We start from the raw sequence: 20,512 nt of genomic DNA on the forward strand, positions 1-20,512 counted from the left end.
AGCTGGGTCCAACTTTATTGATGATGGTCATAATCATAAATGAGTTTTGATGATGAGTATCATCTAACGTATGAAAGTGAGCAAAGCACAGGCCGCCGAGAACCGCGAAGGAATCGTGGATGCCGCTGCGCGCCTTTATCGAGAAAAGGGCCTGGATGGCGTGGGCGTGGCAGAGATCACACGCGATGCGGGCTTGACACATGGCGGGCTGTACCGGCACTTCGAGTCCAAGGATGCTCTCGCACGCGAGGCCTGCCTGCGTGCATTTGAGTGGACCATCACGCCGCTAGACGGATTGGAGTCCTCGGAGGCGGATGGCGCGCCTGCAACCAGACTCCGCGCGCTGGTGCATGGCTATCTTTCTGCGACGCATCGCGATCACCCCGGAGAAGGCTGCCCCGCTGCGGCATTGGCAGCAGATGCGGCAAGAGCGGGGCCTGAGATGTCGGAGGTTTTTGCCCAGGGAGTGGAACGCAATATCCAGCGCTTTATGAGCGTGCTCCAAGGTGATGACGCGGCCAAACGTACTCAGACTATCGTGACCCTCAGCAGCATGGTTGGTGCATTGGTTCTCGCTCGTGCCACGGCAGCGGGCAACCCGGCACTTTCTGAAGAAATATTGACAACCTTGCGGGAGCAGTTAGCCCCGTAGTCGCCCGAACAAGGCACGCGCTCGCACATCTGATGCTCATCTCAATTTTGAGCGTGGTGATGGTCACGGTCTGGCCCGGGCCGCACTGGATATCCAGACCGTTGGAGCACCAGCGCAAGTCGCTATACGACTGCATCAATACTGCCTTTGTGCAGCAGGCCGACAGGCGCCGGAAGCGCCCCCTGGGCTGCAGCAGAGAGCGGCTTGTGCGGCCGCTGTCGTTCAGCGAGCGCCGTATTCGCTCAACTTCTTGCTGAACCTGAAGGTCCATAGTCGCTGCGCACGATCGTTGACGTCATTGGTGGTGAAGCGCAGGCTCGCCGCGCCCTTGGCGCACTTGCCGTCGTTCACGATCTTGCCGTCTGCATCCACCATGCATTTGGTGACGTCCGAGCCTTCGATTTCCTTGCCGCTGGCGTCCAGCACGGCCAGCGAAACACCGAAGTCGGTGTCGTTGGTCAGCGCCAGGGTGTATTCATCGACCAGTGCCAGGCCTTCGGCCTTCTCGGCCACCCAGCCGGTGGCGTTCAGGTTGAAGAGCCGGGTCTTCTTGAGCGTCACGACCTTGGAATAGTCCGAACCATTGACCGGCTTGCCAGTCAGGCTGCTCTTTTCCAGGTCGGAGCCCAGCGCGGTGATGTCGGTGGCGTTGGCGTTGGCGTTGGCGTTGGCCGGAAATTCAATCAGAACCAGGTCGTTGAAGACTTTCTTGTCCTTGCCCGTGCCTTGCTCGATGGCGATGAACTTCCCCTTGCCCAGCGAGACCACATCACCCAGCTTGGCATTGCCGGTCTTGCCCTGGCTGTACCAGCTACTGTCCACGGGCAATGCAAACAAACGGGTTTTCTCGGTGGTCGGGTCAAACTCCACCCAGCGCACAAAGCGGGCGTAGTCGCGCACGTTCTCCGACTTGCCGGTGGCGCCGGGAACGGCAGTGGTGGTGTAGTCGGCCTTGCCGTCGTCCAGAGGGCTTTGCAGGAAGCCGTGCAGCTTGCCGCTGGCCGCATCGATGCTCAGCCCCTCCATGCCGCGGTTGGCGCGGCGCTTGGCGAGAATGGCAGGCAGATCGGCCGCGCCAGTGCCCGGCTTGTATTTCTTCAGGATGATGCCGGTCGCCGGGTCGATCTTCACGATGAAGGGTCCGTATTCGTCGGACACCCACAGCGCATTGCGTGTGGTATCCACCACCACGGATTCTGTGTCCAGGCCGAATTCGCTGTAGCCCTTGGCCTTGCCGGGATAGGTGAAGGAGTCGTCCAGGACTTGCTCGCCCGTGTTGCCTGTGATGCCCCGTGGCTGCACGCGGCCATTGGCGTTCTGTGTGGCGCTGAACTTGACCGGCAGGGTGGAGACGAGCCTGGCACCGTCCTTTCCGAGGGCGATCACGCCGATGGACGGAGTGAAATTGGGCGAAGGAAACACCGTGGAACTGGCAAAGCCCGCGGGATTGGAGCCGTCGGTGATCTGCGTGACCGGGCCGGTGGTCGCGTTCGGGCCGCGATCGGTGATGGCGTAGAACTCCAGCGTGCCGTCGGCGCGCCGGCCCTTCAAGGCCAGGCCCGAGCCATAGGCCGGCAGAAAGCCTTTGGGGAAATCGGCCTTGGTGCCGGGATGGAAGCCTTCGTAGGGGAAATAGAACTTGTCGTCGAACTGGACGTCCTGACGCGTGACGACGGCGCTGATGCTGCCGACGCCGGTGGTCTGCATGACCGCCTCTGGGCTGGCGACCTGGAACGGGCGAGTGTCGGCGCAGGCGCTCAGCAAGGCAACTGCGGCGGCGGTCGCAGCCATCAGGCAGGAGGAAGAAGTAAGGTGGCGCATGGCGGGTATGGCTTAAGAGGAAGATGGAAGTCCCCAAAAAAGCCCAGCGAGGCGAAGGCCTGCCAGACCTTGGAGATTTCCTTGCGGAAAGAAGCGTCGTGCCGCTCAGAATGAGTGGCTGATGCCGATATCCACACCAGTCGACCCGGTGTTGGCGACACCTGCGGGGCCGCCGATCAAGCCAATGCTGGCGCCATTCTTGTTGTTGACACGCGCAATCCCGGCGTACATGGAGGTGCGCTTGGAGAAGTCGTAGACATATCCGATCGAATACTTGTCGGTCTTGCCACCGCTGCGTGTGAGGGCCGTGGCGTTACCGCTGAACTTGGCGCTGGCGTACTTGACGCGGAAGCTGCCTGGCCCCACGGGGATGGTTGCGCCCAGGTAGACGCCGTCCACCTTCCCGGAGGTTGCGCCGCTGACGGGTTTCCACTTAAGGCTGTTGTATCCGCCATTGAGCACGAAACTACCAAAGTTGTATGAAGCGCCCAGCACCAGGTCTTCCAGGTCGCTGGTTGCGGCGATGGCGCTGGGCGAAGTCACGGCTGTAGTGCCGTCGATCTTGCCGTAACCGATACCCACGTTCAGCGGGCCAGAGCGATAGCCCAGGTTACCGCCTATGTATCTGCGGGCCTTGCTTGCGCCAGAGTTGGAGGCGTTTTCATCACCAAAGGAAACCGAGAACTGGCCGTAGACACCGCCCAGGTTGCGCGGCAGGAAGTAGCCCACGGAGTTGCTGATGCGCGTGCGATCCACCGTGCCATTTTGGCTGGCGGCGTTATACGCAGTCTGGCGGATCGTCTGGAACAGGTTGGCCTGCACGCCGGTGGTTGTGTCGGGGCCCCCGAACGCGGTGAAGATGTTGTAGCTGGGGGTGTAGTCGCGCCCCAGGCGTATTTCACCCCAGGAATTGTTGATCAGTCCGATAGTGGAACGGCGCTCGAAACCCAGAGAGCCGCTGCTGCCGCCACTGCCGGCGTCAGGGCTGAGGCCACCTTCGAGCCAGAACTGAGCCTGATTGCCGCCGCCGAGATCTTCCGTGCCGCGAAAGCCAATCAGGCTGGTCTTGCCTTGGCTGGAGTTCAAAGCATTGAGCCTGTTGCTGCCGGACTTGGCACTGGTGATGCCGACGTCCACTACGCCAAAAATGGTGATGGAAGACTGTGCCAGGGCCAGACTGGAAGAAGAGGCTAGGAATGAGCCAACCACGATTGCCAGAGTACGCGAGCACGTTTTATGATTTTTCATTGGCGAGATACGAACGGAACTTATCAGAGGGAATGGCGGTGGCTCTCTTGCAACCGCTGCCGGAACTCTAAGCAACACATAAGTACTTTTTGTGACGCTTGTACTGTGTGACATGAAAGTAACAGCAGCGGTGCATGCGGAGCGTTAGCTACCGGCAGTTCCTGACCGGACTGCGACAGTCGCAGATCCACCCGTTGCGGTCGTTCAAGTGTCAACGACCATGCCTGCTATGCAGCGCTTACCGGCTGGTGCACACATGCGCGCTAGCCGGATGCATAGAAAGAGGCGCCTGAATAAAAACCGACGAGGCACATCCAGCACCTGAAAAGCTCAGCCGAGCCGCGCGACTCTCGTCACTGGCGACATGGCTTTTTATCCGCGTGGAATCCAGCGCATGTCATTCAATGCGGTACAGGCTGCCGATGCCTCCCTCCTGCGCCGGCGTGCAGTCGGTGCAGCCAGGCATTGGCAGGCCCTGTCCCCATCCGGCCGCCAAGACCTGCACGTCATGCATAGGATCGGACGCCTTGGCACGCTCATTGCGGATGCGGCAGGTTTCAGGATCGGTGGCGAACAGCCCGCGTGCGAAGACCCGACCCTGCTCCGCCAGCCTTGCGGTTTTCGAAGCACGGATATTTGCAAACGCCTGAAAGACGTCGTCCAATCCGTCGCTTGCGCCATCCAGGCACCGGGCCAAATGCCACGCATCTTCCAGCGCCTGGCAGGCACCCTGCCCCGACGTCGGCAACGGCGCATGCGCGGCATCGCCAACCAGCAGCACATTCGCCCGGCTCCATGTATGCAGCGGCTCCAGGTCATGCACCGCAATCAGCCGGATGGCATCTGCGGACGTGGCACGAATGATGCCTGAGACCGGCTCAGGCCATTCCGCGAACAGATCTTCGACCTCCTTGCGCATATCTGCGGTGGGCGTGGTCTCATGTAGGGGCCGTGCCTTCGCCGCAGCCCAGTACACCAGGTCGGGTCGAATCGGCACGCAACCAAAGCGCTCGCCGGCCCCCCAGAAGTCCTGAATCGAAATATCGTCCACCAGCGCCTGCGGCGCCTGCGCCACACCGATCCAGTTCACGAAGCCCTGATAGACAGGTGTGTTGTCCCCTGCGACAAACTTGCGCGCCACTGACTCCATGCGGCCGTCGGCGCCAATGAGCAGATCCGGGCGGATGCTCGCGCCATTTTCGAAATGGGCCACGGCTCTGCCATGAACATCCTGCTCAATGGCCGCCGCCCGGCGCCCGAACTCCACCGGAATCTCCGCCCGTACCGCATGGTCCAGCAACACCTCCTGCAAGTGCCTGCGCAGCACCGTGTAGGTCGGGTATCCCATCGTCCGGTCCAACATGGAGATATCGAGGCCCCCCAGCGGATTTCCTGTCGCATCCTGGCGACGCACGCTCCGCAGTCGACCGCCGATGGCACCAATGTCTTGCAGCAGTCCCAAGTCCTCCAGCACAAAGCTGGCATTGGGCCAGAGCGTCACGCCGGCCCCCATGGTTGAGGGCACCCCACGGCGCTCATAGACCCGAGGGCTGTAACCCCGCTGGCGCAATGCCAGTGCCACGCTCAGGCCCGCAATGCCGGCGCCAAGTATTCCAATTTCCACGCTGCAGCTCTCCTTGCTCATACAGTGCCCGGTGCACGGTCCACCGCGTCACATCGGGCAAAAGGGCATCTTAGATTTCGCCACCACAGAGAACTAGCATGCAGAATTGGGACGTTTTCATACCTCAAGCGGGATAATCAATGCGCGATGCACTCGATCTGAATACTGTCCGTGTCTATGCGGCAGTTGTTGATGAGCAGAGCTTTGCTGGCGCATCGCGTCTATTGGCCATGCCTTCGTCCAACGTCAGCCGCCACGTTGCCGCACTGGAGCGCAGGCTCGGCACACGCCTGCTGGAGCGAAGCACCCGCCATCTGCGCATGACGGAAGCCGGTCGACTGCTCTACGAACGAGCAAAGCCCTTGCTCGACACCCTGCTCTCCACGCAGGAAGAGCTTGGCGCGGTACAGCGCGAACTGCGCGGTCCCCTGAAGATGTGCATGCCTGGGGAGGCGCCAAGGCTGCTGGCTCCCATCCTCGCCGAATTCTGTAGCCTCCATCCAGGTATCGAACTCGAATGCGATACCCGGATGACCGGGCTGGAGGTGCTTCGAGAGGACGTCGATCTTTCCATCGTCTTCCACCGGGGCCATCAGGAGGACAGTGCTTTCATCACCCGCGAACTCGCCACACTGCCCAGCATCGTGGTTGCCGCCCCCTCCTTGCTGGCCAGGACCGGCATGCCACGCCATGTGCGCGAGTTGAAGTCTCTGCCCTGCATCACCACCCTCAGTGCGCTGAAGGGCCAGCCCTGGCAGTTTCAGGACGCTGCGGGCGAAATCGTCAAGGTGCCGGTCCGCAGCCGCTACCGCGTCAACAGCGGAGAACTGGCCGTGGCAGGCGCACGGCAAGGCATCGGCTTCGCGATTGTGGCGGCTTATCCCTGCCAGGAAGACCTTGCTACGGGCCGATTGCAGGAGGTACCACTGGACCTGTGTCCCGCGCCACTGCAATTGCTGGGGGCATACAGCCATCGCCATTCCGTGACTGCGCGTGTCCGGGCGCTGCTGGAATTGATACAGCTACGGTTGGCTGGATCGGGAAGCCCTCCCACGGACCCAAGACCACGTACAAAGGTCTAGGACCCAAGTGGCGCACCGGACTCAAAGTCGAGTCTTTTCGAGTGCACGCAGTCGCTTGGTATGACTTTTTCAATGCCAGCCTATAACCAGGCTGTGCCAATCGTAGATCGACCCATAGTGGTGAGTCCCGTGTCGTAAAGCGGGGGTCAGCTTGTGCTTTCGAAAGGCCTATGAGGTGGCTGGTTGAGAAATCGCCAGGTGATGAGACTTGCAGCCAATACGCCGACTGGATACGACAAACACATTCCGAAATAAAGCGATATGGCAAGGCCAACATCCCATGCGGCGGTTTGCAAAGCAATAAGACTCTGAAAAATGTAAGCCGCGATAAGCGCCCAGAGAAAAGTAAGCAGCCACGGCAGGCACAGCACTGCGAACCACACTATGAAGCTGGCAAGAAGAGGTGCGATTCTTTGCTGATTTACTTCATGCTGGAGCGCTCGATACAGAGCGAAAGTAATGCCAGCGAAGGGCAGGATAGTGACAAGAGCGATGACCAAAGCGTTCATGTGAGACCTCACTTGAACTAAACACGGCATGACAGAGCACGGCTAGTCCGCCAAGTGTCTTCACATGCTTTGTCTCTGACTTGAAAGATTTCTTTTGTAGCGGTACGCGATACCTGAAGGCTTGAACGGAGTGATCTTGAACGTGGCACCGGCAGGACACGGCCAGCTTCCGAAAATCAACGCGGCATTTACCTGCTCAGATGCCGACATGTGCTCCTGATTGGCAATCTGTTCATGACCGGACTGCGGAATTCCCTGTAGATGCGTTGCAATCAGCTATTTTCTAGAAAAATACCAAAAAGATATCAGTGCAAGTAGCACATAGAACAGCACTCCGACAAACAGCAAACCTGTGGCGGTGACGACTCTCTGCCCATCGCGCTTGAACCAAAGTGCTCCTGCTCCGCTATATAGACGTCCTTCACTGCTGCGCAGCTTCTCTCCACGCCATTGACCGAAGCTTGCAATGGCGACAACGATTTTTCCAGTAAATATCAGCACAAAATCGATACAGCACCACAGCAGCAAGGCAATTACTTCGCTCATCGAAAATCCTTGATCGCATTAGTCAGCACTCTTTTCCATGAGGTCGGGTGAGCCCTTGATCTTTCAATCTGTCGCTAAAAATGACAACATCTTTTCTCGCGATATCAACGATTTTCTTCTTTAGTGCCACGCAAGCCATGTCGTTTTCAGAGGCTGTGCAAAAGCTCCAGGTTCTTGAGCTTGCCAAGCATAGCTCTGCGTATTGCGAGGGGCAAGGCATACCGACCAACCAATCCTATGACAACTGGCTGAATAAGAGTGGAGTCCTTTTTTCGGCAGCGCTTGTAGCTATCGAGAAGCAAGTAAGCAAGCAAGGCGTGTCAAAAGATGATCAGACAGCAGCCAGGGCGATCATCGTTAACGATATATCCAAGGGCGCTCAAGAGTACCTGTCAACAAAAGTGATTGACTGTTCCAGGTTCGATTCAATATTGCTGACGTATTCACGTCAACTGAAGCGATGAGCCGTTGCAGGCAGTGAAAATGGGGGCCTGTAAAGCTGCGCTCGGAGGTTCGCTTCTGGCCGATAGTGTGAGCACACGGATATGCCAGGAAGCGGACACCCCGATATGCGATCCCTGCCGGAGAAGTCAGGCTGTCAGCGAAGTCCATAAACCAGTGCTACCGGCCTGAACAGGCGGCCTGCATCATTCATTGCCGCGCAGGCAGACTAGAAGACGTCCATAAGCAGGCGTTGCCGATGGTCGAGGTTGCGTCAGCCTTGAGGCATCTGGCTCATGTCCATGAACATGATTTCCCAGATGTGGCCGTCTACATCCTCGAAGCTGCGCCCATACATGAAGCCGTGTTCTTGCAAGGGGTTCACGTCCGCCTTGCCGCCGTGAGCAGAAGCGGCCTCAACCATGCTGTCGACGGCCGCGCGGTCGTCGGCGCTCAGGCACAACATGACTTCGCTGGCAGCATGGGCGTCGACGATAGGCTTTTGGGTGAACGTGGCCCACTTCGAGTGGGTGAGCAGCATCACGTAGATGCTGTCGGAGACGACCATGCAGGCGGCGGTGTTGTCACTGAACTGCGGGTTGTTGACGGCGCCGATTGCTTCATAGAAGGACTTGGCCTTCAGCAGGTCAGTGACGGGCAGATTGACGAAGATTTTCTTGGACATTTGAGACTTTCAAGGTCTGTGTTGAGAGGGAATCTTCAGGCGTTGGCGAGCGACGTCAACAGTTCGTCCAGGAGCTGCATGCTGGATGCGAGGCCGTCTTCCTGCCCAGGTAACCACAGCTTCCCAGTTTCGGAGCGGGTGGCTATTGATACATCATATCCAGCCGCACCAGTGTCAGCCAACCGCGTTAGCTGTCGTTCAGGTCGCAGGCTGACAATGGCCGCAACCGAGAGTCGCCAGTGTTCCAAGGCAGCTATCGACCCATTGCACCCGCTCAAGCCTCGTTGATCTACTACTGCTGTACAGCGATTGCCGCTGTTCGTAGCCGCATCGCGACCTATCGGTCACCGCTCCATAACGGCCATCCGGACATTGACGCCAGCAGCTACGCGGCGTTGTGCGGGCGCTGCCATACAGGCGGATTGCCATAGTGCCTTCTGCTGTTCCAGGCTGAAGAATGCACCATGACTTCCCGGGGCCGTACATCCAGGTGCTCCTATTGGAACGGAAATAGGAGGCTTTGAACCATCTACAGACTCTGGTCGATTTATCCTGAAAAATTTAAGACCGAGGCGATCAAGAGAGGTTGAACCTCCGTCCGGTCAGCGCCCCAGTTCTTTGGCACTGACGCCGGCAATGCCCCAGTTCTCCTTGGGCACATCGTGTATCCAGACCCGCACATTGGCGGAGGGAGCGCCAACGGCCTCGACCAGGGCCCGGGTAACCTTTTCGATCACCGCCTTTTTCTGTTCCTCGCTGCGGCCTTCCAGCATGTAGATTTGTGCGAATGGCATATGGCACCTTTTTCCATCAGTTATCGATTGCGCTGCGCTTGGTGGGCAGCCCCTCATCCCAAAGGATGAGGTAGCAAAGCCCAGGCCCAGGGCACAGCGCCCAAAACCTCCCTGGCCCACCTGGGGACGGGAGGGAGCGTGGCCCCACCCAAAAAGAGATAGGAGAAGACCGCGCAGGAGCTCAGGGGGTACTTACGCTTTAATTCCCAGCTTGCGAATCAAGTCTCCCCAGCGCTTGTTCTCAGCGCGGATGAAATCGGCGAACTGCTGGGGCGTGTTGACGCGCAGATTGCCCGAGATGTTGTCAAAGGCCTGCTGTACCTCGCCCGTCCTGGCACCGACCTCCCAGGCCTGGTGCAGCTTGGTGATCACGGCCTGGGGCGTAGCGGCCGGCGCGACCAGGCCGAACCAGGTCTCGACCTCGAAGCCGGGGTAGCCCGACTCGGCCACAGTGGGCACATCGGGCAAGGCCTTGGAGCGCTGGGGCGAGGTCACGGCAATGGCCCGCAGCTTGCCAGCCTTGATGTGCTGCAAGGTCGTGGCCAGCGAGCTTTCCATGCTCATCATTACCGTGCCCGACAGCAGGTCGGGCACGATCTGGCTCGAGCCCTTGTAGGGCACATTGATCAGCTGGATGCCGGCCACGGACTGCAGCAATTCGGCCGCCAGATGGTTGCTAGTGCCAATGCCCGAGGTCGCGTAATTCACTTTGCCGGGATTGGCCTTGGCATAGGCCACCATGCCCTTGAGGTCGGAGAACGGCGCGCCCGGGTTGATCACCAGCGCGCAGGGCGTGGTGCCGACCAGGGAGATGGGACGCAAGTCCTTCTCCACATCAAAAGGCACGCTGTTGTACAGGTGGGGCGCAATGGCCAGGCTGCTGATGGCTGTGAGCCCTATGGTGTAGCCGTCGGCTGCGGCTTTGGCCACGGCGTCCGTGCCGATATTGCCGCCGGCCCCTGCCTTGTTCTCCACCACAAAGGGCTGGCCCAGCTTGTCGGACATGGCCTTGGCAGCCGCGCGGCCCATGACGTCCGTGGGGCCGCCCGCAGGAAACGGCACGATCATGCGCACCGGGCGCGTGGGATAACCGGCCTGCGCCAGGGCGCGCCCGGGCAGGCCCACGGCCACGGCAGCCATGGCGACCGCTGTCATCAACTCTCTTCTTTGCATTGCTTGTCTCCGTTGTCGTTCTGAAAAAACTTGATGGTGCGCATCATTTGGAGGCGCCAAGACAGCTCTTAGCGCTGTTGCAATCCCTTGCCTGAAGCGCAGCCTTCCCGTTGTGGTGCGGGTTCAAGCGCCCTCCTGCTTTACAAGCCCGCTCTGGCTCAAATCCCAAATGCCTCAAAGCCCGGTGCGGCTCAGGCCTGGGACTCCGAGCACAGGCCGCCCCGTAGCGAGGGCATCGTCCCCCTCCCGAAGAGAGAGGGGGACGACGCGAAGCGGCTTAGGAGGTGAACTGAATCGAGGTACTGCCCATCCCCTGCACGCGCAAGCAAACATGGTCGCCAGCGGTCACCGCCATGGCCTCGGTAGCGCCGCCCGACAGAATCAGGCTGCCCGCCGGAATTTCCTGACCACGCCGGCCCAGGTGGTTGGCCAGCATGGCAATGGCCGCTGCTGGGTGGCCCAGCACCGCCGCACCGGCACCCATGGCCACGGGCTGGCCGTTTTTCTCCAGCACCAGGCCCACGGTGCGCAGGTCCAGGGCATCGGGACGCACGGGCTGGCCGCCGACCACAAAGCGCGCGGCCGAGGTGTTGTCGGCCACCACGCTCTTGAGGTCGAACTTGAAGTCGCGGTAGCGGCTGTCAATGACCTCGATGCCGGGCATCACAAAGTCAGTGGCGGCCAGCACGGCTCCGATGTGGCAGCCAGGCCCTTTGAGCGCATGCTTGAGCACAAAGGCGATCTCGGGCTCCACCTTGGGGTGGATCAGCTCCGAGGTCTTGACCGTGCCGCCATCAGGCACGCTGAAGTAGTCCACCAGAAAGCCGAACACCGGATCGGTGACACCCATTTGCTTCATCTTGGCGTGCGAGGTCAGCCCGGCCTTGAGGCCCACCACGCGCGCGCCGCGCGCCAGCTTGCGCGCCAGGATGGCGGCCTGAATGGCGTAGGCATCGTCCCAGTCCATATCGGGATGGGCGTCGGTGATCTTCAAGGTATCGTGGGCCTGCAGCTCGCAGTTCTCCAGGTGCTCGGCCAGTTGTTCAATGGTGGCGGGGTAAAGTGCCATGTGGTGCTCCGAATATCGAAAATGAATGGACGGGCAAGGCCTGCTCAGGTCTGACCCAGGGTGAGCTCGGCCGTGACGGGAATGAGGGGCGAGCGCGTGTTGTCCACGACTTCCAGCACCCAGCGCCCCTGTGCGTTATTCAGCCATTGACCGCCCACTGTGGGTGTGGAGCAGACCTTGCGGCGGGGCAAGCGGCCTGAGAAGCTCAGCGGCCCGACCACGGTCCTGGCCTTGACGCGGACTGCACGGCCAGATCGACCATGGCATGGGAAAAGCTCAGCGTCTGCGCCCAGGGCTTGCCGGTGCGCGTCTCGTACTCTCACGCCACCTGGGCCGAACTCGCGCTGGTATAGCCCGAGCTGAAAGGCCAGGCCGGCGACCACCAGACTTCGTTGGTCAGCGCAAGACTCGGCTGATCGATCTGGCCCACGGCGTCCGTAAATGCAAAGGCCTTGGCCAGGGAGAGCATGCGTGGCTGGTAGCCGACCTCGTGTGCAGCTGCGTGAAATGCGATCGCCATGTGCGGCGGCAGCACGCCCGTGACCATGGATACCTTGGCATCGCGCAAAGGCCGCGAGCGCCCTGGTGTCGTGCGAGATGATGGCAATGCGCAGCGCGCTGCCATCATCGGCCGCAGAGGCCTGGGTGGACTGTGCTAGGCTCCAGGCCGCCGATGCATTGAGCAGGGCGCGGCGCTTCATGCTGCGACCTTGATCCCGCGCGCACGCGCCATGGTCAGCGCCGTGTCTTCGATCATGTCTTCCTGGCCGCCGACCATGCCGCGCCGGCCCAGCTCGACCAGCAGATCACGCGCAGAAATACCGTACTTCTTCTCGGCCCGCTTGGCGAACAGCAAAAAGCTGCCGTACACGCCCGCATAGCCCAGGGTCAGCGCGTCGCGGTCCACGCGAATGGGGAAGTCCATCAGCGGCACGACCAGATCTTCGGCCACATCCTGGATCTTCCAGACATCGACGCCGGTCTCAATTCCCATGCGCTCGCACACGGCCACCAGCACTTCCATGGGGGTGTTGCCCGCACCGGCGCCCAGGCCTGCAGCCGCCGCATCGATGCGGTTGGCGCCGGCTTCCACCGCGGCGATGGAATTCGCCACGCCCATGGCCAGGTTGTGGTGGCCGTGAAAGCCCAGCTCAGTCTCGGGCTTGAGCGCTGCGCGCACGGCGGCAATGCGTTCCTTGACCTGGTCGGGCAGCAGATAGCCTGCCGAGTCAGTCACATAGACGCAGTTGGCGCCATAGCCCTCCATCAGCTTGGCCTGCTTGACCAGACCTTCGGCGCTGTTCATATGCGCCATCATCAGAAAGCCCACGGTGTCCATGCCCAGCTTGCGTGCGGCGGTGATGTGCTGCTCGCTCACATCGGCCTCGGTGCAATGCGTGGCCACCCGGATGGTGGTCACGCCCAGCTCATGCGCCATCTGCAGGTGGTCCACGGTGCCTATGCCGGGCAGCAGCAGGGCCGAGACCTTGGCCTGCTTCATCAGCGGGATCACGGTGGACAGGTATTCCTCGTCACTATGCGCGGGAAAGCCGTAGTTCACCGAGGCTCCGCCCAGGCCGTCGCCGTGCGTGACCTCGATCAGCGGCACGCCGGCCGCATCCAGGCCCTGCGCCACGCTCTTCATCTGTTCCAGCGTCATCAGATGGCGCTTGGGGTGCATGCCGTCACGCAGCGTCATGTCGTGGACGGTGATCTTCTTGCCTTTGAGTTCCATGTTGCCTCTCCTTCAGGCGGCTATAGGGGCCACGGGTGCGAGCGTGAGCTTGCCGGCCAGCATTTGTTCGGCGAACATCTCGGCCGTGCGCGCGGCAGCGGCGGTCATGATGTCCAGATTGCCCGCGTACTTGGGCAGGTAGTCGCCCAGGCCCTCGACCTCGAGGAAGACGGAGACGCGTTTGCCGTCAAACACCGGGCCGTTGACCAGGCGGTAGCCGGGCACGTATTTCTGCACCTCGGCCAGCATCTGGTGGATGGAGGCGGTGATGGCGGCCTGGTCGGGCTCGTCCTCGGTCAGGCAGTGCACGGTGTCGCGCATCATCAAAGGGGGTTCGGCCGGGTTGATGACGATGATGGCCTTGCCTTTTTTGGCACCGCCCACCTTCTCCACCGCACCTGCCGTGGTGCGCGTGAATTCGTCAATGTTCTTGCGCGTGCCCGGCCCCACGGACTTGGAGGACACGGTGGCCACGATCTCGCCATAGGCAACGGCCTGCACGCGGCTCACCGCCGCCACCATGGGGATGGTGGCCTGCCCTCCGCAGGTGACCATGTTCACATTCATGGCGCCGCTGCCCAGGTGCTGTATCAGGTTGACCGGGGGCACGCAGAAAGGGCCTATGGCCGCCGGCGTGAGGTCAATCATCAGCGCACCTCGTTCGTTGACCTTGCGCGAGTTCTCGGCATGCACATAGGCGCTGGTGGCGTCGAACACGATTTGCACGCCATCGACGTGCATATGCGGCAGCAGTCCATCCACGCCCTCAGCCGTAGTCTTGATGCCCATTTCACGCGCCCGCTTCAAGCCATCGGAATCGGGGTCTATGCCCACCATCCACACCGGCTCCAGCACGGGGCTGCGCTGCAGCTTGGCCAACAGGTCGGTGCCGATATTTCCCGGCCCGATCAGCGCGCATTTGATTTTTTGACTCATCTTTTGTCTCCACAGAAATTGCTTATGTGTTGCTGCCGACTTATCTCAGCGCGCCAAGCTTTGAACTGGCGGGGCCCAGGTCAGGGACAGCGAGCTAGGGCCGCTCCGCCGCGAGGCTGTCGTCCCCCTCGAGGGGAAGGCGCGAGGCGACTCAGGGGGGTCATATAAATCGGACGGAACAACCGCCGATGCCGCCAATGGAAACGCGCAAGTTGTCCCCGGCCTTGACCGGCACCATGGCGGCCAGCGAGCCGGAGAGCACGACTTCCCCGGCCTCCAGCGCAATGCCGTGGGCGCCCAGGGTGTTGGCCAGCCAGGCCACGGCATTGGCCGGATGGCCCAGGGCCGCGCTGCCCGCGCCCGTGGCCACTATCTCGCCGTTTTTCTCCAGAACCATGCCGCAGGTACCCAGGTCCACATCGCGCGGGTCGACCAGGCGATCTCCCAGCACAAAGACGCCGCAGCTGGCGTTATCGGCCACGGTGTCCTGGATCTTGATCTTCCAGTCGCTGATGCGGGAGTCGACGATCTCGAAACAGGCCATCACCCCCTCGGTGGCGGCCAGCACATCGGCTGCCGTCACGCCCGGGCCCTGGAGCGTTTTCTTGAGCAAAAAGGCGATCTCGCCCTCGGCCTTGGGCTGTATCAGGCTGCTCGCCGATACGGCCTCACCTTCGTTGAAGACCATGCCATCGGTGAGCCAGCCAAAGTCGGGCTGGAACACGCCCAGCATGTCCATCACGGCCCTGGAGGTCACGCCTATCTTCTTGCCAACCACGCGCTCACCCGCCTCCAGGCGGCGCGCCAGCATGCGCTGCTGTATGGCGTAGGCGTCGGCGATGGTGATCTCGGGGTGGCGCGCGCTCAGCGGCTCGATGGCCTGGCGCCCGCACAGGGCGGCGTGGAGTTCGTCGCCCAGGGTCTGGTGCAGTTCAGCGTTCATAAAAAATCTCAGAAAATTGGCAGATGGTCTTCATGTCCGGGACTCGCGTTGTGAAACTGGCGCAGCCCAACTCGGAGACACCGAGGAAGGGCCTGAGCCGGCCGCGCCGCCCCGCACCGAGGGTGTCTCCCCCCCTTGGGGCAGGCTCACAGCGCCTCAGGGGTTGATGTGGTCAAAGCTTTATGCAAACGTTCTTGAGCTCGGTATAGAACTCCAGCGAATGCACACCGCCTTCGCGGCCGATGCCCGATTGCTTGGCACCGCCAAAAGGCGTGCGCAGATCGCGCAGAAACCAGCTGTTGACCCAGGAAATGCCCACATGCATGCGCTGGGCCACGCGGTGGGCGCGGGCCAGGTCTTGCGTCCAGATGGCGCTGGCCAGGCCGTAGACGTTGTCATTGGCCTTGGTCAGCACCTCTTCTTCGGTATCGAAGGGGGCGATATGGCAGCAGGGACCAAAGATCTCTTCCTTGATGACGCGTGCCGTCTCGGGCAGGCCGGTCCATATCGTGGGCTGCACCCAGGCGCCGTCCGCATACTGGGCCCCCAGGTCAGGCATGCCGCCGCCGGTGACCACGGTGGCGCCTTCCTGCACCGCCAGTTGGTAATACGACAGCACCTTGGCCTGGTGCTCCTTGCTGATCAGCGGGCCCAGCTTGGTGTCATCGTCTTCTGGCACGCCGATCTTCCAACCCTCGATCTGCTGCTTCAGCGCGGCCACAAAGCGTTCGTAAATCGGGCGCTCCACATAGACGCGCTCCGTGCCCAGGCAGACCTGGCCGCTGTTGACAAAGGCCGAGCGCAACGTGCCATCGATGGCCGCGTCGAAATCGCAGTCGGCAAAGACGATGGCGGCGTTCTTGCCCCCCATCTCCAGGCTCACGGGGCGCGCGCCCTTGGCCGCAGCCTTCATGATGGCCTCGCCAGTGCGCGTCTCGCCGGTGAAGGTGATGGCATCCACGCCGGGATGGCTGGTGACGAACTCGCCGGCCGAATCGGGGCCGAAACCATGGACCACGTTGTAGACGCCAGGCGGAATGCCAGCCTCGTTCATGACCTCGCCCAGCAGGGCTGCAGTCTGGGGCGATTCCTCGGAAGGCTTGACCACCACGGTGTTGCCGCAGGCCAGGGCCGGGCCTACCTTCCAGGTCATCAGCAGCAAGGGCAGATTCCAGGGGCAGATCACGCCCACCACGCCCACCGGGCCACGGTGGCCGTAGTTGATCGCACCACGCCCGTCCGGCGTGGCCATTTCGAAGAACTCGGTGGGCACGTTCTTGACCACGTCGGCAAAGATCTTGAAGTTGGCCGCACCACGCGGAATGTCGATATGACTGGCCACACTGCGCGGCTTGCCCGTGTCCGCACATTCGGCGGCCAGAAACTCCTCGAAGCGGCGGTTGATGCCATCGGCCACGGCATAGAGTTTTTCCACGCGCTCGGCCACGCTCATACGGCCCCAGGGTCCGTTCAACGCAGTGCGCGCTGCAGTCACGGCGGCATCGACTTCGTTGCGGCCGGCCTCATGCACCTTGGCAATCACCTTGCCCGTGAGCGGTGAGTGCTTGTCGAAGCTGCGCCCCGTGGAAACGTAGGCACCGTTGATGAAGTTCTGGATGTCTTTCATGGTTTTCTTCCTGTCACGCATGCTTTTGCAGCAACGATAAATTCGGTGTTCAATACTGTCCAATACTGAATTTTCCAAAATAGATACCCAAAAGGTATCAAGGAGCCACCCCATGGACTTGAGGCAGATGAGGTACTTTCTGGCGCTGGCAGAGGAGCTGAATTTCGGCCGAGCCGCGGCCCGGCTGCACATGGCCCAGCCACCGCTGACGCGGCAGATACGCGCCATCGAAGAGGAGCTGGGCACCGAGTTGTTTGTGCGCACCTCCAAGGGCGTGGAGCTGACGGAGGCAGGCCAGACCCTGCTGGACGAGGTGCCCAACATCCTGTCGCTGGCCGACCGCGCCCGCGAGCGCACGCAAAGAGCCGGTCAGGGGCTGACTGGCCAGCTGGACGTGGGCATTTTTGGCTCCGGCGTGCTGGACGTGATTCCGCGCCTGCTGGCGGCGTTTCACCAGGCCAGGCCCGAGGTGCGCATAGCGCTGCACAACCAGACCAAGGACGAGCAACTGCAGGCGCTGCGCGAACGCAGAATCACGATTGGCTTCAACCGGCTGGTGCCTGCAGAACCTGGCATAGGCGTGCAGACCGTGCTCAAAGAAGCCCTGGTCGTGGGCCTGCCCGCCACGCACAGGCTGTGCGCGCGCGAAGAGGTCACACTGTCCGAGCTCGACAACGAGCCCATGATCCTCTACCCCAATCTCTCTTTGCATGGCCTGGCCCAGGAAGTCAGCAATGCCTTCCACCGCGAGGGCCTGCGTCTGAACGTGGCCCAGTCGGTGGAAGATGTGCTGACCTGCGTGGCTTTGGTTGCAGGCGGTTTTGGCGCCTGCATCACCACGCGTTCGGCCACCAGCTTGCGCCTGCCCGGCGTGGAATACCGGCCGCTGCACTCGCACCACTTGCGTGACATCGAGCTCAGCTGCCTGTACCGCAGCGACGATGCATCGCCGGTGCTGGCTGCCTTTCTGGACATGGTGCGCACCTTTGCGGGCCAGGGCAAAACCTAGGCCTGGAGGGGCTGGCAGGCGCCAGGCTCTAGCCACCTTGCTGGTCCTCAACTAGGCCCAGGGCCTGCAGGCCGGCCTCGGCAATGATCTCGTCCTGCTGTTCGCTGCCGCCGGACACCCCGATGCCGCCAATGCGTGCGCCCTCCACCACTATGGGCCGCCCACCGCCAAAGCCCACAAAGCGCGGTCGCAGTACCAGGCCCTGGCGCACAGCCAGCGAATGCTGGGCCAAGGCCTCATTCCACTGGCCCGTGGGCAGGCCAAAGCTCACGGCCGTATAGGCCTTGTCCGTGGCGATGTCCATGGAGTGCAGGGGTGCGCCCGTCATGCGCACAAACGCGGCCTGCACCCCAGCCGCATCCACCACGGCCACATTGACACGCACGCCCAATTCCACGGCCTTGGCTACGGCCGCACCCACGGCGCGCAAGGCGGCGTCGGTGCGGATCACGGGCTGAGAAACCATCAGTGAGTCCAGCATGTCAAGCCTCCTCAAAATGCTTTGACTACTGTGAAGCGCACCAGCGACCCCTTGGGCAGGGCCCCCGTGCCGGCCGTGGCGCTGACTTCCTTGTAGACCGCGCCCTTGAGGAACACACCTGCACCCGGCACCGGGTAGACCAGCTCTGCGCCCAGTGCATGGCGCGAGGAATGCTGGCTCGTGGCACCCGGGCCTTTGTCATCGCTGATCTGCCACTGGCTGTAACCCACCAGGCCGGCTTGCACGGCACCAAAATGCTTGCCCAGACCCCACTCCAGCGTCACCTGGTTGCCGTTGCGAAAGCCCATATCGTTCTTGCCGTTGCGCTCAAAACGCATCAGACCCGAGGCCGAAATGGTCTTGGCAGCGTCAAAGTAATAGGTCAGGCCACCGGTGAGCATGGTGCTTTTGTAACCCTTGCCCGGCGAAGCCGGATCGCGGCTGCTGGCCGAATCCAGCCAGATACCGGCACCTGCCACAGCGTCCCACTGCGGGCCATGCCAGCCCAGCACCAGCGGCCCCAGATAAACGTCGCCCACGCCCGAACGGCTATCGGAAATGCCGGCCGCATTCACCGTGAGTGAGGTACGCATCACCGGCACGATGGCTTCCATGCCGTAGTCGGCACCGAGCAGCTTGTAGTTGGTGATCCAGACAAAACGGTTGGCCAGGGCGGTCACGGTTCCACGGTTGTGGCCGGGCAGGCTGTCGCTGCTGCCCGGCGCGCGGAAATCGTCGATGCTGTAGTTCACCATATAGCCTAGGTAGTACACGCCGGGCGGCGGCACGCTAGGGCCTTGCATGCCCTCCACACCGGGGACGTAATGGCCTTCGGCCTGCACGGCCGAGGCTGCCAGCGTACCCAGCAGGGCCAGGGCAGCAGATGCAATCTTGTGGTTCATTTCTATCTTTCAGGTGGGTTCACAGATGTCTCGGGGGGTCATGCACCACGCATGTGCTCTACGCCTTGGCCAGCAACCTCTCACGCCCACCCTCTCCCCAAAGGGGCGAGGGAGCAAAGGCAGGGGCTCAGCGCAAATAATTTCCACATGTCGCATGCCACGTCCCTTTCGCCTGGAATAGCGAGCAAGGACCTACGCCGGACGCGCCGCCCCGCAGTGAGGCTGTCGCCCCCTCCGGCGAAGCCTGAGAGGGGAAAGGCGCGTCTACGCCTCAGGGAATGCTCAGGTGTACACATCCGTAAACGACGCCACAAGCTCACCCGTGTGATAGAAGATGCCGCTGCCCAGACGGTCCTCGCTCCAGGTGGTCACAGGGCGATCGGGCTGGGCCAGATAGCCCAGACCGGCAAAGGTCTCGTTGCGGTTGCCGCTGGGGTCGAAGAAGTAAATCGTCTCGCCGCGCGTGATGCCATGGCGCGTGGGAGCCACGTCGATGCGCACCTTGTTCTTGGCCATGACGTCGGCAGCCTTGAGCACGTCGTGCCAGGAGTCCAGAAAGAAGGCAATGTGGTGCAGGCCCGAGGTGGGGCCGCCCACAAAGGCGATGTCGTGCGGCGTGGTGGAGCGCGCCATCCAGGTCGCGGCTTGCATATTGCCTTCGGGGCCGACCAGAATCTGCTCGGTCAGGAAGAAGTCCATGCACTCTGCCATGAAACGGGTGTTGTCCTCCACGGTGTTGATACCGGCCTCGGGATTCATCTCGCACATCAGCAGGCAGTGGTCTATCCAGTGCGCACCTGCGCCCTTGAGACCATCGGGCCAAGGGTCGGGGTTCAGAGAGCCCACGTCCGTGCCCACGCACTCCTTCTTGGCGTACAGACGCATCTCATGGCCGCTGGGCAGATCGAACTGCAGCATGCGGCCCACCGTGGGCTGGCTGCCTTCTGGCAGCATGGTGGTCTTCACACCCCAGGCCTCGATGCGTGCCTGCAGGCTGTCGAGGTCGGCATCGTTTTGCACCTTGTAGGCCACATGATTGAGGCCGGCGCGATCACTTTGCGTGAGGATGAGGGAGTACTTGTCCCACTCGTCCCAACATTTGAGGTAGACATTGCCCGCTGCATCGCGCAGCATGACCTTCATGCCCAGCACGTTTTCGTAGTGCTTGAGCGCAGCATCCATGTCCATCACGCGCAAGTTAGCGTGGCCGATTCGCATTACACCCATGTTTGTCT

22 protein-coding genes are annotated in these 20,512 nt (G+C 61.7%); 4 read left to right on the forward strand and 18 right to left on the reverse strand.

Annotated elements, in window-relative coordinates:
• Positions 1-70 precede the first annotated feature (70 nt).
• On the forward strand, positions 71-652 hold the full coding sequence (locus CTR2_RS18335) for a TetR/AcrR family transcriptional regulator (protein WP_087082051.1): 582 nt from the start codon (positions 71-73) through the stop codon (positions 650-652).
• Positions 653-874: 222 nt separating this feature from the next.
• Here the strand turns inward: CTR2_RS18335 and CTR2_RS18340 are convergent, their stop codons facing one another.
• From CTR2_RS18340 to CTR2_RS18350, 3 genes are all read right to left on the reverse strand, one after another.
• Entirely contained in the window at positions 875-2,473 is a 1,599-nt protein-coding gene (locus CTR2_RS18340; protein ID WP_087082049.1) for an esterase-like activity of phytase family protein, read from the reverse strand.
• Positions 2,474-2,578: 105 nt separating this feature from the next.
• A complete protein-coding gene (locus CTR2_RS18345) occupies positions 2,579-3,721 on the reverse strand; it encodes a porin (RefSeq protein ID WP_087082047.1) in 1,143 nt (380 codons plus the stop codon).
• A 397-nt stretch (positions 3,722-4,118) separates the two neighbouring features.
• Positions 4,119-5,345, reverse strand: coding sequence for an FAD-dependent monooxygenase (locus CTR2_RS18350; RefSeq protein ID WP_087084520.1), 1,227 nt, complete (start codon positions 5,343-5,345; stop codon positions 4,119-4,121).
• Between the two features lie 140 nt (positions 5,346-5,485).
• Here CTR2_RS18350 and CTR2_RS18355 point away from each other — a divergent pair, with 140 nt between their 5' ends.
• A complete protein-coding gene (locus CTR2_RS18355; RefSeq protein WP_087082045.1) occupies positions 5,486-6,427 on the forward strand; it encodes a LysR family transcriptional regulator in 942 nt (313 codons plus the stop codon).
• Positions 6,428-6,573: 146 nt separating this feature from the next.
• Here the strand turns inward: CTR2_RS18355 and CTR2_RS18360 are convergent, their stop codons facing one another.
• Complete coding sequence (locus tag CTR2_RS18360; RefSeq protein ID WP_087082043.1) at positions 6,574-6,936, reverse strand: hypothetical protein; 363 nt, start codon at positions 6,934-6,936, stop codon at positions 6,574-6,576.
• A 276-nt stretch (positions 6,937-7,212) separates the two neighbouring features.
• A complete protein-coding gene (locus tag CTR2_RS18365) occupies positions 7,213-7,482 on the reverse strand; it encodes a hypothetical protein (protein ID WP_087082041.1) in 270 nt (89 codons plus the stop codon).
• A gap of 80 nt (positions 7,483-7,562) precedes the next feature.
• Here CTR2_RS18365 and CTR2_RS18370 point away from each other — a divergent pair, with 80 nt between their 5' ends.
• A complete protein-coding gene (locus CTR2_RS18370) occupies positions 7,563-7,946 on the forward strand; it encodes a hypothetical protein (protein WP_087082039.1) in 384 nt (127 codons plus the stop codon).
• Between the two features lie 251 nt (positions 7,947-8,197).
• Here CTR2_RS18370 and CTR2_RS18375 read toward each other — a convergent pair whose 3' ends face one another.
• The 10 genes from CTR2_RS18375 to CTR2_RS18420 form a co-directional block, all read right to left on the reverse strand.
• A complete protein-coding gene (locus CTR2_RS18375) occupies positions 8,198-8,608 on the reverse strand; it encodes a VOC family protein (protein ID WP_087082037.1) in 411 nt (136 codons plus the stop codon).
• A gap of 602 nt (positions 8,609-9,210) precedes the next feature.
• Entirely contained in the window at positions 9,211-9,402 is a 192-nt protein-coding gene (gene aphI / locus CTR2_RS18380; RefSeq protein ID WP_087082035.1) for a 2-hydroxymuconate tautomerase AphI, read from the reverse strand.
• A gap of 192 nt (positions 9,403-9,594) precedes the next feature.
• On the reverse strand, positions 9,595-10,575 hold the full coding sequence (locus tag CTR2_RS18385) for a tripartite tricarboxylate transporter substrate binding protein (RefSeq protein ID WP_087082033.1): 981 nt from the start codon (positions 10,573-10,575) through the stop codon (positions 9,595-9,597).
• 277 nt (positions 10,576-10,852) lie between these two features.
• Positions 10,853-11,644 (reverse strand): 2-oxo-3-hexenedioate decarboxylase, encoded by a 792-nt coding sequence (dmpH, locus tag CTR2_RS18390; RefSeq protein WP_087082031.1) that lies wholly within the window; start codon positions 11,642-11,644, stop codon positions 10,853-10,855.
• A 44-nt stretch (positions 11,645-11,688) separates the two neighbouring features.
• Positions 11,689-11,967 carry a hypothetical protein gene (locus tag CTR2_RS18395; RefSeq protein WP_140400997.1) on the reverse strand — a complete coding sequence of 93 codons (279 nt, stop codon included), beginning with the start codon at positions 11,965-11,967 and terminating at the stop codon, positions 11,689-11,691.
• A complete protein-coding gene (locus CTR2_RS18400) occupies positions 11,964-12,251 on the reverse strand; it encodes a type 1 periplasmic-binding domain-containing protein (RefSeq protein WP_140400996.1) in 288 nt (95 codons plus the stop codon). The genes CTR2_RS18395 and CTR2_RS18400 overlap by 4 nt, the downstream gene beginning before the upstream one ends.
• Positions 12,252-12,341: 90 nt before the next feature.
• Complete coding sequence (gene aphG, locus CTR2_RS18405) at positions 12,342-13,379, reverse strand: 4-hydroxy-2-oxovalerate aldolase AphG (RefSeq protein ID WP_087082027.1); 1,038 nt, start codon at positions 13,377-13,379, stop codon at positions 12,342-12,344.
• Positions 13,380-13,391: 12 nt separating this feature from the next.
• Positions 13,392-14,315 carry an acetaldehyde dehydrogenase AphF gene (aphF, locus tag CTR2_RS18410; RefSeq protein WP_087082025.1) on the reverse strand — a complete coding sequence of 308 codons (924 nt, stop codon included), beginning with the start codon at positions 14,313-14,315 and terminating at the stop codon, positions 13,392-13,394.
• 160 nt (positions 14,316-14,475) lie between these two features.
• Complete coding sequence (dmpE, locus tag CTR2_RS18415; protein WP_087082023.1) at positions 14,476-15,258, reverse strand: 2-oxopent-4-enoate hydratase; 783 nt, start codon at positions 15,256-15,258, stop codon at positions 14,476-14,478.
• Between the two features lie 172 nt (positions 15,259-15,430).
• A complete protein-coding gene (locus tag CTR2_RS18420) occupies positions 15,431-16,885 on the reverse strand; it encodes a 2-hydroxymuconic semialdehyde dehydrogenase (protein ID WP_087082021.1) in 1,455 nt (484 codons plus the stop codon).
• A gap of 112 nt (positions 16,886-16,997) precedes the next feature.
• On the opposite strand from CTR2_RS18420, the gene CTR2_RS18425 reads away from it, so the two are divergent.
• Positions 16,998-17,894, forward strand: coding sequence for a LysR family transcriptional regulator (locus CTR2_RS18425; protein ID WP_087082016.1), 897 nt, complete (start codon positions 16,998-17,000; stop codon positions 17,892-17,894).
• A gap of 28 nt (positions 17,895-17,922) precedes the next feature.
• On the opposite strand, the gene CTR2_RS18430 is transcribed toward CTR2_RS18425, so the two are convergent.
• From CTR2_RS18430 to CTR2_RS18440, 3 genes are all read right to left on the reverse strand, one after another.
• Positions 17,923-18,375, reverse strand: coding sequence for a GlcG/HbpS family heme-binding protein (locus CTR2_RS18430; protein WP_087082014.1), 453 nt, complete (start codon positions 18,373-18,375; stop codon positions 17,923-17,925).
• Between the two features lie 11 nt (positions 18,376-18,386).
• Entirely contained in the window at positions 18,387-19,277 is an 891-nt protein-coding gene (locus CTR2_RS18435; protein WP_087082011.1) for a SphA family protein, read from the reverse strand.
• A 282-nt stretch (positions 19,278-19,559) separates the two neighbouring features.
• Complete coding sequence (locus CTR2_RS18440) at positions 19,560-20,504, reverse strand: catechol 2,3-dioxygenase (protein WP_087082009.1); 945 nt, start codon at positions 20,502-20,504, stop codon at positions 19,560-19,562.
• Positions 20,505-20,512 lie beyond the last annotated feature (8 nt).

It is taken from the genome of Comamonas thiooxydans, from assembly GCF_002157685.2.
Taxonomy (GTDB): Bacteria; Pseudomonadota; Gammaproteobacteria; order Burkholderiales; family Burkholderiaceae_C; genus Comamonas; species Comamonas testosteroni_H.

Excerpts from the sequence above, each read along its gene's own strand:
- CTR2_RS18335 (WP_087082051.1), top strand. The coding sequence starts at position 71 with ATGAAAGTGAGCAAAGCACAGGCCGCCGAGAACCGCGAAGGAATCGTG.
- CTR2_RS18340 (WP_087082049.1), bottom strand. The coding sequence starts at position 2,473 with ATGCGCCACCTTACTTCTTCCTCCTGCCTGATGGCTGCGACCGCCGCC.
- CTR2_RS18345 (WP_087082047.1), bottom strand. The coding sequence starts at position 3,721 with ATGAAAAATCATAAAACGTGCTCGCGTACTCTGGCAATCGTGGTTGGC.
- CTR2_RS18355 (WP_087082045.1), top strand. The coding sequence starts at position 5,486 with ATGCGCGATGCACTCGATCTGAATACTGTCCGTGTCTATGCGGCAGTT.
- CTR2_RS18360 (WP_087082043.1), bottom strand. The coding sequence starts at position 6,936 with ATGAACGCTTTGGTCATCGCTCTTGTCACTATCCTGCCCTTCGCTGGC.
- CTR2_RS18365 (WP_087082041.1), bottom strand. The coding sequence starts at position 7,482 with ATGAGCGAAGTAATTGCCTTGCTGCTGTGGTGCTGTATCGATTTTGTG.
- CTR2_RS18370 (WP_087082039.1), top strand. The coding sequence starts at position 7,563 with ATGACAACATCTTTTCTCGCGATATCAACGATTTTCTTCTTTAGTGCC.
- CTR2_RS18375 (WP_087082037.1), bottom strand. The coding sequence starts at position 8,608 with ATGTCCAAGAAAATCTTCGTCAATCTGCCCGTCACTGACCTGCTGAAG.
- aphI (WP_087082035.1), bottom strand. The coding sequence starts at position 9,402 with ATGCCATTCGCACAAATCTACATGCTGGAAGGCCGCAGCGAGGAACAG.
- CTR2_RS18385 (WP_087082033.1), bottom strand. The coding sequence starts at position 10,575 with ATGCAAAGAAGAGAGTTGATGACAGCGGTCGCCATGGCTGCCGTGGCC.
- dmpH (WP_087082031.1), bottom strand. The coding sequence starts at position 11,644 with ATGGCACTTTACCCCGCCACCATTGAACAACTGGCCGAGCACCTGGAG.
- aphG (WP_087082027.1), bottom strand. The coding sequence starts at position 13,379 with ATGGAACTCAAAGGCAAGAAGATCACCGTCCACGACATGACGCTGCGT.
- aphF (WP_087082025.1), bottom strand. The coding sequence starts at position 14,315 with ATGAGTCAAAAAATCAAATGCGCGCTGATCGGGCCGGGAAATATCGGC.
- dmpE (WP_087082023.1), bottom strand. The coding sequence starts at position 15,258 with ATGAACGCTGAACTGCACCAGACCCTGGGCGACGAACTCCACGCCGCC.
- CTR2_RS18420 (WP_087082021.1), bottom strand. The coding sequence starts at position 16,885 with ATGAAAGACATCCAGAACTTCATCAACGGTGCCTACGTTTCCACGGGG.
- CTR2_RS18425 (WP_087082016.1), top strand. The coding sequence starts at position 16,998 with ATGGACTTGAGGCAGATGAGGTACTTTCTGGCGCTGGCAGAGGAGCTG.
- CTR2_RS18430 (WP_087082014.1), bottom strand. The coding sequence starts at position 18,375 with ATGCTGGACTCACTGATGGTTTCTCAGCCCGTGATCCGCACCGACGCC.
- CTR2_RS18435 (WP_087082011.1), bottom strand. The coding sequence starts at position 19,277 with ATGAACCACAAGATTGCATCTGCTGCCCTGGCCCTGCTGGGTACGCTG.
- CTR2_RS18440 (WP_087082009.1), bottom strand. The coding sequence starts at position 20,504 with ATGGGTGTAATGCGAATCGGCCACGCTAACTTGCGCGTGATGGACATG.